This is a genomic window from Actinokineospora sp. PR83 (assembly GCF_021056305.1).
GTDB lineage: Bacteria > Actinomycetota > Actinomycetes > Mycobacteriales > Pseudonocardiaceae > Actinokineospora > Actinokineospora spheciospongiae.
Map to the genome: position 1 here is coordinate 14,165 of NZ_JAJCXD010000077.1, position 15,378 is coordinate 29,542.

Annotated in this window: 9 protein-coding genes and 1 pseudogene; 6 read left to right on the forward strand and 4 right to left on the reverse strand. The window is 73.7% G+C overall.

Annotated elements, in window-relative coordinates; translation table 11 throughout:
* Positions 1 to 158 precede the first annotated feature (158 nt).
* The 3 genes from L6E12_RS25005 to L6E12_RS25015 are packed head-to-tail and all read left to right on the forward strand — an operon-like array spanning position 159 to position 2,591.
* Positions 159 to 1,361, forward strand: coding sequence for a hypothetical protein (locus L6E12_RS25005; protein WP_236230371.1), 1,203 nt, complete (start codon positions 159 to 161; stop codon positions 1,359 to 1,361).
* Complete coding sequence (locus L6E12_RS25010) at positions 1,354 to 1,659, forward strand: hypothetical protein (protein WP_236230372.1); 306 nt, start codon at positions 1,354 to 1,356, stop codon at positions 1,657 to 1,659. Before L6E12_RS25005 ends, L6E12_RS25010 begins: the two co-directional genes overlap by 8 nt.
* The gene (locus tag L6E12_RS25015) at positions 1,659 to 2,591 is read left to right on the forward strand and encodes a carbohydrate kinase family protein (RefSeq protein WP_236230373.1); all 933 of its coding nucleotides are present in this window, start codon (positions 1,659 to 1,661) and stop codon (positions 2,589 to 2,591) included. Before L6E12_RS25010 ends, L6E12_RS25015 begins: the two co-directional genes overlap by 1 nt.
* A gap of 20 nt (positions 2,592 to 2,611) precedes the next feature.
* On the opposite strand, the gene L6E12_RS25020 is transcribed toward L6E12_RS25015, so the two are convergent.
* Complete coding sequence (locus L6E12_RS25020) at positions 2,612 to 4,657, reverse strand: hypothetical protein (protein ID WP_236230374.1); 2,046 nt, start codon at positions 4,655 to 4,657, stop codon at positions 2,612 to 2,614.
* Positions 4,658 to 4,898: 241 nt separating this feature from the next.
* On the opposite strand from L6E12_RS25020, the gene L6E12_RS25025 reads away from it, so the two are divergent.
* Genes L6E12_RS25025 through L6E12_RS25035 form a run of 3 tightly spaced genes read left to right on the forward strand, consistent with a single transcriptional unit; the run spans position 4,899 to position 12,477 of the window.
* A complete protein-coding gene (locus tag L6E12_RS25025; protein ID WP_236230375.1) occupies positions 4,899 to 5,516 on the forward strand; it encodes a hypothetical protein in 618 nt (205 codons plus the stop codon).
* 21 nt (positions 5,517 to 5,537) lie between these two features.
* On the forward strand, positions 5,538 to 7,544 hold the full coding sequence (locus L6E12_RS25030; RefSeq protein WP_236230376.1) for a flotillin family protein: 2,007 nt from the start codon (positions 5,538 to 5,540) through the stop codon (positions 7,542 to 7,544).
* A gap of 4 nt (positions 7,545 to 7,548) precedes the next feature.
* Entirely contained in the window at positions 7,549 to 12,477 is a 4,929-nt protein-coding gene (locus tag L6E12_RS25035) for a DNA repair ATPase (protein ID WP_236230377.1), read from the forward strand.
* Here L6E12_RS25035 and L6E12_RS25040 read toward each other — a convergent pair.
* From L6E12_RS25040 to L6E12_RS25050, 3 genes and pseudogenes are all read right to left on the reverse strand, one after another.
* Positions 12,471 to 13,049 (reverse strand): hypothetical protein, encoded by a 579-nt coding sequence (locus L6E12_RS25040; RefSeq protein ID WP_236230378.1) that lies wholly within the window; start codon positions 13,047 to 13,049, stop codon positions 12,471 to 12,473. The two genes, L6E12_RS25035 and L6E12_RS25040, sit on opposite strands and share 7 nt — an antisense overlap.
* Positions 13,050 to 13,631: 582 nt before the next feature.
* Positions 13,632 to 14,393 carry an ESX secretion-associated protein EspG gene (locus L6E12_RS25045; RefSeq protein WP_236230379.1) on the reverse strand — a complete coding sequence of 254 codons (762 nt, stop codon included), beginning with the start codon at positions 14,391 to 14,393 and terminating at the stop codon, positions 13,632 to 13,634.
* 634 nt (positions 14,394 to 15,027) lie between these two features.
* A pseudogene (locus L6E12_RS25050) lies at positions 15,028 to 15,378 on the reverse strand (hypothetical protein); the annotation flags it as partial.

Sequence of the window (15,378 nt, forward strand, 5' to 3'; positions counted from 1 at the left end):
GACCGCTGGGTGATACCGAGGCCGGTTCGATCTGGTGGAGTTACTTGATTGTTACCACCATTTCCGGACGGCAAGCGAACGGCAAGGCGGTGGCAAGTCGGCTGTTCAGTCGGCGGCACAACGTGGTCCGGTCTCATCGGTTCGGAGGGGGGCGGAACATGGCAGACCAGGAGTGGGTGTCCGTACCGGTCGGCATCGGTGCCGAGCGGTGGGTGACGCGTGGGGGGTGCAAGAAGGTGGTCGTGGCCGTGCACACGGTCGTGGCGGGCCAGCGTTTGCTCGACGTGGTGGACCTGGTGGAGCAGGACCCGCAGGTGCAGGTGGTGTACACGCGGGCCCCGGATGTCCTCGGCGGGGGCGTCGAGCGCTTCCTGCGGACGATCGGCGCGCTGGTGATCCCGTGGCAGCAGGCGATCCGGGAGCGGTTCGACCTGTGCCTGGCGGCGTCGTGCGGGGGCGTCGAGAAGTTGCACGGCCCGCTGGTGCTGCTGCCGCACGGGGCGGGCTACGGCAAGCGGTTGGACGGGGACGGGCCCGTCTACGGCCTCGACGCGCAGCGGCTCACCCACGACGGCAGGGTGCTGCCGTCCCTGCTGGTGCTCTCGCACGAGGGCCAGCGCGAAACGCTGGCGCGGCAGTGCCCCGAGGCGGTGGGCGTGGCGGAGGTGATCGGGGACCCCTGCTACGACCGGATGGCGCTCAGCACCGGCAACCGGCAGGCGTACCGCGACGCGTTCGGCCTCGCGGCGGGGCAGGAACTGGTGGTGGTGACCTCCACGTGGGGCCCGGACTCGCTGTTCTCCCGCGACTCCGGGATCTTCGCCCGGCTGACCGGGGAGCTGGACCCGCGGCGGTTCCTGGTCGCGGCGGCGATCCACCCCGCGGTCTGGTCCGGGCACGGCCACCGGCAGGTGCGGGCCTGGCTGGCCAGGGCGGCCGGGCTGGTGCTCGTCGAACCGGAGCGGGACTGGCGGCCCGCGGTCGTCGCCGCCGACCACGTCGTGGGCGATCCCAGCTCCACCATGGTCTACGCCGCCGCGATCGGCCGGTCCGTGCTCCCGGTGCCCGGCGGGGACCGGAACACCGCGGCCGGGTCCCCGCAGCACCGGATCGGCACCACCGCCCCGGCGTGGCGCACCGACCGCACCGCGCGGTCGCAACTGCACCGGGCGGCCGCGGCGCTGGACCCCGCACTGGGCGCGCGCGTGGTCGGGGACCTGACGTCGCGGCCCGGTGCGGCGCACCGGGTCCTGCGCGAACGGCTGTACCGGTTGCTCGACGCGCCGATGCCGGGACGGCACCGCAGGCCGGACCCCGTTCCGGTCCCGACCGCGGAGCCGGGGGGACGCCGCCATGCGTGAACCCACCGCGAACCGGTCCGCGCTGCTGGTGGACTGGGACGGCGCGACGCGCGGCACCCGGCAGAGCGCGGACCTGCTGCTGCGCGAGGCGGGCAACCCGGTGGCGGGGTGGTCCTGGGTGCTCGACACCCTCACCGGGCACCCCGGCTGCCTGGGCTGCGGGGTGCGCGGCGACGGCGGCGACTGGCTCCTGGTGGGCCTGCGCGCCGCCCGACCACGCGGCATCGACCGGCTGACCGCGGAGGAACTCCTCCGAACGGCCCACCTGATCGGCCTCGGCGGACCGGGGGAGGCGTGATGGCCGACATCGTGGTCGCGGGCGTGGCGAACGTGCAGATGGCCTGCCCGCTCACCGGCGGCGTCGCGGGGCTGCTGTCGAGCAGGCGCCTGCCCGGGGGCCTCGACGTGCGGGTGTCCGGGAGCGGGTTCACCGCGGCGCGCACCGCGCGGGCCCTGGGCTCCCGGGTGGCGCTGGCCACCTACGTCGGCGCGGACCGGCTCGGCCGGGTGGTCGAGGCCGAGCTGCGCGCGGTCGGGTTGCACGGCCCGGGGGCGCGCGAGTGCGACGAGCAGCCGCGGGCGCTGGTGCTCTACGACGACGCCGGGGGCCGCCACAACACCACCGACCTGCGGTCCACGCCCCGACTGGCCTACCCGGCCACCGAGTTCGCGTCCCTTGTGGACGGACACGGTTGCGACCTCGCGGTGCTGGGCAACATCGCCTTCACCCGGCCGCTGATCCCGGTGTTGCTGGAACGGGACATCCCGTTCGTCACCGACGTGCACCTCGTCGACGCCGTCGACAGCGCGCACAACCGGGACTGGATGGCCACCGCGCACGTCCTGTCCTGCTCGCACGAGGGCTTGCCGACAACGCCGGGAGCCTGGGTGCGGGCGGTGTGGTCGGCGCACGGCACCGAGGTCGTCGTGGTCGGGTGCGGCGCGGGCGGGGCCGTCGTGGGCGTGCGCGCCGGGCGGTCGGTGTGGCGGGTGCGCTCCAGCGCCCCCCGGGGCGTGCGCTACACCAGCGGGGCGGGGGACACGCTGGTCGGTGCCTTCGCGCACCACTACGCCGCGTCGGGCGATCCGGTCGACGCGCTGCGGCACGCGGTGCTGACCGCGGGCTGGGCCGTCGGCGGTGGTCCGGACGAGCCGCGCCACCCGGACGCGGCCCGGTTGGCGCGGCTGCGGGCGCGGCACGGGCTGCCCCCGGTGCGACGGCTGGCCTGAGCCGGTGGGCCGGGCCGGTCTCAGCGGTCCCGGCCCGGCCCACCGAGCAGGTCAGCACCCATCCCGGCGTGCCACCGGGCGGCGTCGGGGTCGGCGGCGCGGGTCGCCCAGTCGGCGAGGGCGAGGTGGGCGCCGGCGGCTTCGCGGGTCGCCCCGTGCGCGGTCAGCGCCGCCAGCGCGCGGTGCAGCAGCACACCCGCCCGCTCGACCTCCCCGCGGCCGAGGCGGACCCGACCCTCGGCCAGGTCGGCTCGCGCGGCGTTGTACTCGTCCGGTGTCGCCAGCGCGACCAGGGCGGTGCGGGCGGCGGCCAGTCGCTCCAGGGCGGCGTCCACGTCGTCGGTGCCTGCCAGCACGATGCCCAGTTCGAGCAGGAGCAGCGCCTCCCCGCGGGGCCTGTCCTGGGTGCGCACCATCGCCAGGCTGATCTCCAACTGCTCCACGGCCGCCGCGGTGCGCCCCTGGTCGCGGTAGAGCAGGCCCAAGCCCTCGTGCGCCTTCGCCACCGCGCGCCGGTCGCCGTGGGCCTGGGCGGACGCGACCATCGCGCGCACCTGCCCCTCGGCGTCGGCCGCGCGCCCGAGCCTGCTGAACGCCCTGGCCAGGCGCCTGCGCACCCCGATCTCGGCGGCCAGGTCGCCGGTCGCGAGCGCGGCGGCGAGGGTGAGCTCGTAGACCTCGACCGCCTCGACGTAGTGCTTGCGCACGACGAAGAAGCCCTTGAGCGCGTCGCACATGTCGATCACGTGGTGGTGCAGGCCGTGGGCGAGGGCCAGTCGCAGCACCGGGCCGAGGTCGCCGCGGACCCGGTCCAACCAGTCCAGGGCGCCCGCCGGGTCGCCCGCGGCGCGCGGCGGCGGCGGACCGCGACGGCGGGCGGGCAGGACCAGGTCGCCCGCCCGGCGGACCGCGCTGCGGTACCAGTCGACCAGGGCGCGCGCGATGCGCGCCCGCTCCGCGTCCTCGGTGGGCACCGACGACGCGTGCACGTGGGCGAGGCCGTGCAACTGGTACCAGCCGCGGTCGACCTCGTCGGCCAGGCACGCCTCGACCAGGTCGTCGAGCGCCTCGGCGACGTCCTCGACCGGCAGGTCCACCGCCGCGGCGGCCAACTCGGCGGGGACGAGGGACCCGGGGTGCACGCCCAGGACGCGGTAGACGGCCTTGGCCCGGTCGGGCAGGTCCCGGTAGGCGAGGTCGAAGGTGGCGCGCACGGAGCAGTCGTCCTCTCCCGAGAGCACGTCGAGGCGGTCCCGCGCGTCGCGCAGCCGCTCGGCCATCCAGGCGATCGTGCGGCGGGCCCTGGCGCGGATCAGCGCGGCGGCGACGCACAGGGCGATCGGGAGGCCGCCGCACAGCGCCACGACCTCCTCGGCCGCGCCGCGCTCCGCCGCCACCCGCTCGGCGCCGAGGTGGCCGCCGAGCAACTCCAGCGCCCCGGCGTCGGCCAACGGCCCGACCGCGACGACGGCCGCACCCGAGGCCACCAGGCCCAGCAGCGGCTGGCTGGTGGTGACCACGGCGAGGCTCCCCGGGGCGGCGGGCAGCAGCACCCTGACCTGCGCGGCGGAGACCGCGTCGTCGAGCAGGACCGCCACCGGTTCGACCGCGGTCGCGGACCGGAACAGGGCGGTGCGCTCGGCGAGGGTGGCGGGCACCTCGTCGGCCGGGACGCCGAGCGCGCGCAGGAACCGGCCGAGCACGTCCTCGGCGGGCAGCGGCTCACCGCCGGGGTGGGTCAGCTCCGCGTGCAGCACCCCGCCCGGGAACCTCCCGGACACCGCGCGCAGCCAGGACGCGGCGAGCGCCGACCGGCCCACCCCGCCGGGACCGCGCAGCACGACGGCGTCGACCGCGCCGAGCAGGGCGTCCAGCTCACCGAGCTCCCGCTCCCGGCCTGCGAGGTGCCGCGGCGGCCGGGGGAGCTGGTACGGGGGTGTGCGGCTCGGGGCCGATCCGGCCAGGTAGACGTCGCCGTGGATCTCCGCGGCCTGCAGCAGGCTCCCGTTGACGGTGCCCGACATCCGGTTGTCGCTGCTGCCGGACCGCGGTCCCGCACCCGTCATGACACCCCCCGGAGCCACCTCGAAGAACCGAGGATATGGCGGCGGCGGCGCCGGGAACCGAAATGTCCGCGGTTTCACCCGATTCGACGCCACCGAGTCCCCTCGTCGGCGCTCTCGGTGAGCACCGCTCGGAGCGGTGCGCCTTCCGGGGCGGCGCCGACGGGAGGTTGCGCCAAAACGCCTCCGGGGCGGTCACCCTCCTTGTATGTTCCGGCCCAAGGACAGCAGGGGGAGGAGACCAGTGCGCGAGTTCGTCGTCGCCGCGTTGAGCTTCCCGGCCGCGCTGTTCACCTTCCTGCTCCTCGTCGTGGTCGGGTACTGGTTGTTCGTCGCGTTCGGTTTGTCCGATGTGGACGCCCTGGACGGGGTGGACGGGGCCGGGGCGGAGACCCTCGACGGGCTGGGGTTGGGCGGGGTGCCGATCAGCGTGGCGCTGAGCCTGGTGATCTCGCTGTCCTGGTTCGGGTGCCTGGTGGGGACCGTGCTGCTGTCCGGCAGCGGGTTCTCCGGCTTCGCGGTGGCCGCCCTGTCGGTGCTGGTGCTGGTCGTGGCGGTGCTGGTGGCGCTGGTGCTGACCCGGTTGGTGGTGGTGCCGCTGCGCGGGTTGTTCGACGACCGGCTCGCGCCGACCCGCTCGGACTTCGTCGGCCTGCTCTGCGTGGTGCGGACCGGGCGGGTGGACCGGGGCTTCGGCCAGGCGGAGGTCACCGCCGCCGACGGTTCCTCGGCGATCGTGCAGGTGCGGCAGGCGGGGACCGAACCGCTGCGGGCCGGGAGCACCGCCGTCATCCACGACTACGACCCGGAGGGCGAGTTCTTCTGGGTCGCCCCGGTGGACCTCGACTTCCCGATCAACTGAAACCGCAAGGGGTTGGACCGCATGGACGCCATCTCGACCGGGCTGGGCGTGCTGCTCGGCGTGATCCTGCTCGTCGTTCTCGTCGTGCTGTTCACGATCGCCCGCATGTTCCGCAAGGTGGAGCAGGGCAAGGCGCTGATCGTGTCCAAGGTGAAGAAGGTCGACGTGACCTTCACCGGCGCGGTGGTGCTGCCGGTGCTGCACAAGGCCGAGACGATGGACATCTCGGTCAAGACGATCGAGATCCACCGGGCGGGCCGGGAGGGGTTGATCTGCCGGGACAACATCCGCGCCGACATCCGGATCACCTTCTTCGTGCGGGTGAACAAGACCGTCGAGGACGTCATCAAGGTCGCCCAGGCCATCGGCACCGACCGGGCCAGCGACGAGGGGACGTTGCAGGTCCTGTTCAACGCCAAGTTCTCCGAGGCGCTCAAGACCGTCGGCAAGCACCTGGACTTCGTCGACCTCTACACCAAGCGGCACGAGTTCCGCGACCAGATCATCAACGTCATCGGCACCGACCTCAACGGCTACAGCCTGGAGGACGCGGCGATCGACTACCTGGAGCAGACCCCGCTGTCGCAGCTCGACGCGGCGAACATCCTCGACGCCCAGGGCATCCGCAAGATCACCGAGCTGACCGCCATCGAGCACGTGCGCACCAACGAGTACACGCGCACGGAGGAGAAGGAGATCACCCGGCAGAACGTCGACGCCAGGGAGGCCATCCTGGAGCTGGAGCGGCGGCAGGCGGACGCGGAGATCAAGCAGCGGCGCGAGATCGAGACGCTGCGCGCCCGCGAGGAGGCCGAGACGCACAAGGTGCAGGCCGAGGAGCGGCTCAAGTCGCAGGCCGCGCACCTGCGCACCGAGGAGTCCCTGGGCATCCAGAACGAGAACCAGGCGCGGGAGATCGCGGTGGCGGCGAAGAACCGGGAACGGGTCATCGCCATCGAGACCGAGCGCATCGAGAAGGACCGGCTGCTGGAGGTCATCGCCCGCGAGCGGGAGACCGAGCTGTCGCGCATCTCCAAGGAGCGCGAGGTCGAGGGCGAGAAGCGCACGGTGGCCGAGGTCGTGCGGGAGCGGATCGCGGTGGACAAGACCGTGGCCGAGCAGGAGGAGGCGATCAAGCGCTTGCGCGTGGTCGAGGAGGCCGAGCGGCTGCGCGAGTCCACCATCATCGCCGCCGAGGCGCAGGCGCAGGAGAACCTGGTCAAGGACATCAAGGCCGCCGAGGCCGCGGAGACCGCCGCCAAGCACCGGGCGCGCGAGGAGCTGACGCTGGCCGAGGCGCGCCAGCAGACCGCCGAGCTGGACACCCGGGCCAAGATCCGCCTCGCCGAGGGCGCGCAGGCCGAGGCCGCGGCGGAGGGCCTGGCCGAGGTGCAGGTGCGCGAGCGCGACGCCGCCGCCATCGAGAAGGTGGGCCGGGCGCAGGCCGCGGTGGCGCGGGAGAAGGCCCTGGTCGAGGCCGAGTCGATCAAGGAGAAGCTCAAGGGCGAGGCCGAGGGCCTGGCGGACAAGGCGGGCGCGATGGCCGCCATGGACGCCGCCACCCGCGACCACGAGGAGTACCGGCTGCGGGTGGAGACCGACAAGGAGGTCCGGCTCGCGGGCATCGCCGCCCAGCGCGACGTGGCCGAGCGGCAGGCGCAGGTGCTGGCCGCCGGGCTGGAGAAGGCCGACATCGACATCGTCGGCGGCGACACCATGTTCTTCGACCGGGTGGTCGGCGCGGTCGGCCTGGGCAAGGCCGTGGACGGGTTCGTGGACCACTCGGACGTGGCCCAGTCGCTGGCCCGGCCGTGGTTGGACGGGTCGGGCAGCTTCACCGACGACCTGCGCGGCATCCTCGGTTCGATCGACACCGACGACGTGCGGAACCTGACCGTGTCGGCGGTGCTGCTGCGGCTGATCGACACCAACGGGCCGGAGGCGGGCAAGCTCAAGGAGCTGCTGACGCACGCGCGCAGGCTCGGGGTGGCCGACCAGTCGGTGACTGCCCTCGCCGCCGCGAAGTAGACCCGTGACCAGCACCGACGCCCCCGCGGTCGCGCCGGCCGCACCGGGCCTGGACGCCGGGACCTACGAGGTCCTGCGGGCCCGGCTCGGCGAGCAGGCCGCGGAGCTGGCCCGCCGGGCCGAGGCGCTCAACGCCGAGCGCCTGGCGGTGTTCGGCGGGGCGGACCTGCGGCTGATCGGCACCGAGCGGATCCGGACCGAGAACAACTGCGTGCCGCGCGACATCACTTCCGCCGGTGGGCTGATGTTGTTCGGCTACAACGTGTTCATCGGGTTGAAACCGGAGACCTCGGTCGACGACGTGTTCTCGCTGCACCGGTTCGCCCGCGACGGCGAGGCGTTCCGGTTCGAGGCGGGCACCGCCGACGACGTGCCGGGGCTGCTGTCCGACGAGGGCTTCCGGCGCGACTTCACCGAGCTGTACCGCTACTACCGCGAGACCCGGCTGCTGCAACTGCGGCACGTCGACGGCAAGCTGCTGGCGGTGTTCCAGACCGGGCCGCGCACCGAGGACACCAAGGTCCTGCGGTGGGCGGTCGCCCCGGACGGCACCGTGTCCTACCAGGACAACAGGGGCGAGCGCGACCACGTGTTCCCGGCCTCGCACGACTTCGAGTGGGTGCCGACCACCCGCGACGACCACGTGCTGGGCCGGTTCCCGCACATCTCGGTCCTGGGCAAGGTGTTCGTCGAGACCGTGCACGGCGACCTCACGGTCAAGGTGGAGGACAACACCGAGACCGGCGAGGGCGTCTACAGCGAACCGGTCGCCGAGCCGTTGCAGAGCCTGGCCGACGCGGACGTGCTCTACGCCGAGGTCGGGTCGCTGGTCCTGCTCAAGATCCGCCCGTACAACGAGACCGACTGGCGGCACCTGGTCTTCGACACCCGCACCCGCGGCGTGGTCCGCCTCGACGGGATCGGCCAGGCGTGCCGCCGCCTGCCCGAGGACCAGGGGATCATCTTCCCCGGCGGCTACTACCTGGCCACCGGCGCGCACAAGACGTTCGACACCGACGTGGCGGACCTGGAGTACGAGCGGGTCATCCGCTCCCCCAACGGCGAGGACGTGCTCTACGCGTTCCACGCCCGCGAGGACGGCCGCACGCTGCTGCTGCCCTACAACGTGATCCGCAAGCAGGTGGCCACCCCGATCGTCTGCCACGGGTACTCGCTGTTCGCCGACGGCACGCTGGTGGTGTTCCGGGCGGCGTCGGAGGAACCGACCCGGGTGCACCCGATGCAGGTGTGGCAGACGCCGTTCCTGTCCGACACGCACGCCGCCGCGCAGCCGGTGGGCGACGGGCCGCTGGACCGGGTGGGCAACGCCGACCTGGTGCGCGGCATCTCCGACGCGCTGTCGGTGGCCGAGCTCGTGGGCGGGATGGCGCCGTCGACACCGGTGTTCGAGGCGCTGATCGCCACCTGCGCGCGGGTGTTCGACCACTACCACTGGCTGGGCGACCCGGGGCTGCACGACCTGCGCACACCGCTGTCGGAGGTCCGCGCGACCGCCGAGCAGGTGCTCGACGAGTTCGAGGCCGTGCAGGCGCTGACCCGGCAGGCCGCCGAGGCGCTGGCGGCCGAGGCCGAGGCGGTGGCGGCCCTGGTGCGGGTGGTGCGCGCCGAGGCGCCGAGGTCCGCCGACGCGTGGGTGGGCACCCTCGCCGGGCTGCGCCGGGCGCAGGGCCGGGTCGTGGGGCTGCGCGACACCCGCTACACCGACCTGTCCGCTGTGGACTCGCTGGCCGAGGAGCTGGCGGCCGAGCTGGGGGCGGCGGGCAGGCGCGCGGTGGAGTTCCTGCGCGGGCCGGACGCGTTCGCCGGGTACCACGAGCGGGTCGACCGGCTCGTGGCCGACGCGGCGGGCATCGCCACCGTCGCCGCGGCGGCGCCGGTGCACGAGCGGCTGGCCGAGCAGGCGGCGGGGCTGGAGGTGCTGACCGAGGTCGTCGGCACCCTGGACATCGCCGACGCCACCGCCCGGACCGGCATCCTGGAGCGGGTCGGCGAGGTGCTCGGCGGGGTCAACCGGGCCCGCGCCATCCTGGTGGCCCGGCGCGCGGAGCTGCTGGCCACCGAGGGCCGGGCCGAGTTCGCCGCCGAGTTCGCCCTGCTCGGGCAGTCCGTCACCGGGGCGCTGGCGGTCGCCGACACCCCGGACCGGTGCGACGAGCAGCTCGGGCGGCTGCTGCTGTCGCTGGAGGGCCTGGAGTCGCGCTTCGCCGAGTTCGACGACTTCCTGGCCCGGCTGGGGGACAAGCGGACCGAGGTCTACGAGGCGTTCTCCGCGCGCAAGCAGTCGCTGCTCGACGAGCGCGCGCGCCGCGCCGACCGGCTGGTGGACTCGGCCGAGCGGGTGCTGGGCAGCGTCCGGCGCCGGGTGTCGTCGCTGGCGACGCTGGAGGAGGTCAACACCTACTTCGCCGCCGACCCGATGGTGGCCAAGCTGCGCTCGGTCGCCGACGACCTGCGCGACCTCGGCGACCAGGTGCGGGCCGAGGAGCTGCTGGGCCAGGTCAAGGCGGCCCGGCAGGAGGCAGGGCGGGCGCTGCGCGACCGGCTGGACCTCTACAGCGACGGCGGCGACACGCTGCGCTTCGGCAGGCACGCGTTCGCCGTCAACACCCAGCCGCTCGACCTGACGGTGGTTCCGCACGACGGCGGGATGGCCTTCGCCGTCACCGGGACCGACTACCGGGCACCGGTCGACTCCCCGGAGTTCGCCGCGACGCGGGAGTTCTGGGAGCAGGCGGTCGTCTCCGAGACGCCCGGGGTGTACCGGGCCGAGCACCTGGCCGCGTCGATCCTGGCCGAGACCGACCACGACGCGCTGCACGCCGCCGCGGTCACCGAGGACGGGCTGCTCGACCTGGTCCGGCGGACCGCCGAGGCCCGCTACGACGAGGCGTACGAGCGCGGGGTGCACGACCACGACGCCGCGCTCGTCTTGGCGGCGCTGCTGCGGCTGCACACCGCCGCCGGGCTGCTGCGCTTCCCGCCGGACGCCAGGGCCGCCGCCCAGCTGTACCGGGTGTTCGGCGCGGACGAGCAGGGGTGGCGGCGGTGGACCGTGCGGGCGGCGTCGCTGGTCCGGGCGCGGGCCGCGTTCGGCACCGTGCCCGCGCTGGCCGGGCTGCACCGGGAGCTGGGCGCGGCGATCGGCGGGTTCCTCACCGCCGAGGGGCTGCCCGCGGTCGACCTGGCCGCCGCCGGGGAGTACCTGGTGGAGGAACTGGCCTCCGGGCCGGAGTTCGCCACCGGGGCCACCGCCGTGTCCATAGTGGACCGCTTCCACGCCTCGCTCGGCGCGGAGTCGGCCCGCCGGTTCGCCGAGGACCTGGCCGCCCTGTCCGACGGCGACCACCTCGCGGCCCGGTTCGAGCTGGTCACCGCCTGGTACGAGGCGTTCGCCACGACCACCGAGGTGTCCGCGGTCGACCTGCCCGAGGCGGTGGCCCTTGAGCTGACCGGCGACGCGCTGAGCAGGCAGGAGTCCTCAGCGGCGCTGACGGCCACGGTCGACGGGCTGCTCGGCGCGCACCCGCGGATCACCGACCGGTCGCTGACGCTGCGGCTGGACGAGTTCCTGGCCCGCACCGCCGCCTTCCGCACCGACCGGGTGCCCGCGTTCCGCGCCTACCAGCGCACCCGCACCGAGCTGGTGGCCGCGGAGAAGCGGCGGCTGCGGCTCGACGAGTTCGCGCCGAAGGTGATGAGCGCGTTCGTCCGCAACCGCCTGCTCGACGAGGTCTACCTACCGCTGATCGGCGACAACCTGGCCAAGCAGCTCGGCGCGGCTGGCGAGGGCAAGCGGACCGACCAGATGGGCCTGCTGCTGCTCATCTCCCCGCCCGGCTACGGCAAGACCACGCTGATGGAGTACGTGGCGAACCGGCTCGGCCTGGTCTTCGTCAAGGTCAACGGCCCCGCCCTGGGCCACGCGGTCACCTCGATCGACCCCGCCGACGCCCCCGACGCCACCGCCCGGCAGGAGATCGAAAAGATCAACTTCGCCTTGGAGCTGGGCAACAACGCCCTGCTCTACCTCGACGACATCCAGCACACCAACCCGGAACTGCTCCAGAAGTTCATCTCCCTGTGCGACGCCCAGCGCCGCATGGAAGGCGTCTGGAACGGCCGCACCCGCACCTACGACCTGCGCGGCAAGCGGTTCGCGGTGTGCATGGCGGGCAACCCGTACACCTCCACCGGCCAGCGCTTCCGGGTGCCGGACATGCTCGCCAACCGCGCCGACGTGTGGAACCTGGGCGACGTCCTCTCCGGCCGGGAAGAGCTGTTCGCCCTCAGCTACGTGGAGAACGCCCTCACCTCCAACCCGGTGCTGGCCCCGCTGTCCACCCGTGACCGAGGCGACATCGGCCTGTTCGTCCGCATGGCCCGCGGCGACGACTCGGTGCGGCCGGACCAACTGGCGCACCCGTACTCCTCGGTCGAGGTGGAGCGGATCGTGTCCGTGCTGGCGAAGCTGCTGCGGGTGCAGGAGGTCGTGCTGGCCAACAACCAGACCTACATCGCCTCCGCCGCCCAGGCCGATTCGTCGCGCACCGAACCCCCGTTCGGCCTCCAGGGCTCCTACCGCAACATGAACAAACTCGCCGAGCGCATCGTGCCGGTGATGAACGACGCCGAACTCGAAGCCCTCCTCGACGACCACTACCGGGGCGAGGCCCAAACGCTCACCAGCGGCGCCGAGGCCAACCTCCTCAAGCTCGCCGAACTGCGCGGACGCCTCACCCCCGCCCAGGCACAGCGCTGGGCGGAGGTCAAGTCCGCCTACCTGCGCGAACGCGCCCTCGGCGGCGACGGCACCGACGCGGTGAGCCGGGCCGTCGGCGCGGTCGGCCTGCTCGCCGACCGGGTGGGCGCGGTGGAGGCCGCGATCACCCGGGCGGCGTCCAAGGATCAGTAGGGGCGGGGCGGGTACCCGGCGGGCACCCGCTTCCGCGTGTAGGCGAAGGTCGGCGGCAACAGCGCGCACACCACCAGTGCCACCGCCACCAGCAGGCCGAGGGTCGGCACCAACGGCATGACCCCGTAGGACAGGGCCGTGACAACCCCGATCCCCGCCTGCACCACGACGATGCCCCCACCGATCGCCGACAGGATCGCCCCAGCGGTCTTGCGCGCCAACAACAGGATCACCCCGACCAGGATCAGCAGACTCGACACCACCTCGACGACCAGCGCGATACCGATGGGACCGTAGAAGCACGACTCCCCACACCTGCCCACCAGCGGCTGCACCAACAACACGATCGACCACCCCGAAGCCGCCAGGCACAGGAACCCGAACACCACGGCGAGGACAGCGGTGACCCCACTCGGCTGCGGCTGGTACCCGGGGTAAGGCCCCGGATACCCCGGCGGCGGATACGGCCCGCCCTGCGGGTAGGGCGGCGGGTACGGCCCCGGCGGGTACGGCTGCGGCTGGTGGCCGGGTGGCGGGTACCCCATCGGCGGGTACGGCGGTTGCTGGCTCACCACCCCATCCTGGCAGGTCCCCCCACCCCCACCCGGCAAAACGCCCCACTCGACGCAGGCACCCCACCCGGACCCGCGCAGGAAAGCCCAGCGACCCCGGTCTATTGTGGACGAGCTGCCTCCGCCACCCGCCCGACGACCAGCCACCCCGAACCCACAAGCACAGCCGCCACCCACCCCGAACCATCGGCCCGGTGGCCAGCCACGCCGAACCCCACCGGCCGCAGCCGCCAACCACCCAACACACCGCCCGGCGGGCAGCCACCTGAAACCCCACCGGCGCAGCCGGCACCAGCCACCCGCAACCCCACCCTGCGCAGCCGGCGACCACCCCCGCAACCGCCGGCCCGGCTACGCAGACGCTCGGGTGGGTGGATTTGCTTGGGTGGGGGAGCCGATCATGTGCAAGCCTGCCTGGGCTGTGGGGCATCTCTTCAGCTCCACTCGGTCACACTGGGCACATGATCGGCGTAGGGGCCCCGCCCAAGCAGATCCACCCACCCGGGCACCAGCGACAAAATCCCGGCGCTTTCAAGCGCTGGCCACGGCCGAGCGAATCAAACCCCGCCCCCGGAACAGCCCCTAACGCCTGGACTCGTCGATCAGCTCGGTGAGCTGCTGAGCCAGCCGAGTGCTGTCAGCAGGCGAGTAGGTCGCCCGGACCTCCCCGTCCGCCCCCGGCTTGGACACCATCAGGTAGCGCCCCGCGTCGGTGTCGATCCACCCCACGGTCCCGGTGTCGACCTCCCGGCCGTGCCTGCCGCGCGCGCTGACCATGAAGAACCCGAACCCCTTGCGCGGCCGCTCCAGCATCGCCGCCGCCATCCGCAACTGGGCGTCCGAATTGGACCTCGGCGCCCGCACCGCCTCGGTGAACCCCTCCGCCCTGGCCTCCGGCGCGGCCTGCACCACCTGCACCGACTGCCCCGGCCCCGGCCCCAGCGGCGGCAGCAGGGCCACCAGCGAACGGGCCAGCCCCAGCGGGCTGATCACCTCGAACCGGATGCTCTGCCCCTCCTGCACGGCCAGCACCCCCGCCGTCCCCGCCGCGGCCGCCCGCGCCTGGATGTCGCGCTTGGGGTCGATGCTGCCGGACATCGCCACCGCGACGTCGTGGTCACCGGTCACCTTGAGCGCGGTTTCCACGTCGGTGTCGATGCTGTTGTGGCGGATCAGCCCGCGGTTGGTCAGGTCGGTGAACACCAGCTTCGCGATCCGCCGCCGGTCCTCGTCGAACTCCCCGAAGCTGGGGATCTGGAACGGGTAGAGCCTGCAGTTCACCCGGAGCACCTGCGACAACATGTCCACCGCGGCGAGCGACAGCGAGAACGAGCGGGGCGGCATGGGGACAATCTAACCCGCACCGGCGTGCCTTGCCCCGGTATCGGCGCCGTCCCTGGCATCGATGACCCGGCCGTGTCCCTTGCCCGCGTTGCGGAGGGCTTTGCCGTGCCGGGGTTTGGTGCGGGTGCCCGGCTGGGTGGATGTGTTCGGGCGGGGCCCCTACGGCGATCATGTGCCCAGTGTGACCGGGTGGGGCTGAAAAGATGCCCCACCGCCCAGAGAGGCTGTCACATGATCGCCACCCCCACCCGAACACATCCACCCACCCGGGCAGTTGGGTAGCCGGGCCTGCGGTTGCGGGGTGATCAGCGGCTGCGCCGTTGGGGTTCGGCGTAGCCGAGTCCTCGACCGCACCGATGGTGTCGGGGATAGCCAGCAGCCGGGCCACCGGTTGCGGGGGTCGGTCGCTGCTCCGGTGGGGTTCGGCGTGGCTGTGCCGATGGTGTCGGGGGTGGCGAGCAGCCGGGCCTGCGGTTGGCGGGGTGGTTGCCGTGCCCTTGGTCCGGGGGCCTGTCCCACGCGAGGTGCGGCGGCGGGCTGGTGTGGCGTTGCCTCCGCGGGCTGGGCGGGTTCGTCCGACCGGCGGGCGCTTGCGCAGCCGGTGGGACGAACGGTGCCGGGTCGGGGGCGGGGCTCAGCCGCCGATGACCGGGGGTGCGGTGATCTCGTCGGTGCCGAAGACCTCGTCCGGGTCGGCTTCGACCAGGTAGGAGGGGCGCTGGTGCTCGTCGTCCTCGCCGCCCTGGCCTCGGGCGCCGCCTGCGCCCATGCCGCCGAGGCCGCCTGCGACGCCGCCTCGGCCTGCGCCTGCGGCACCCGCGGCACCGCCGCGGGCGCCCATGGCGTGTTCGGCCGCCAGCGCGCCCGCGCCGACACCCGCGCCCTTGGCGCCGGGGCCACCGGCTCCGGCACCTCCGCCCGCGCCTGCCCCGCCGCCCGCACCCGCGCCGCCTGCGCCGAAGCCACCACCACCGCCGCCGAAGCC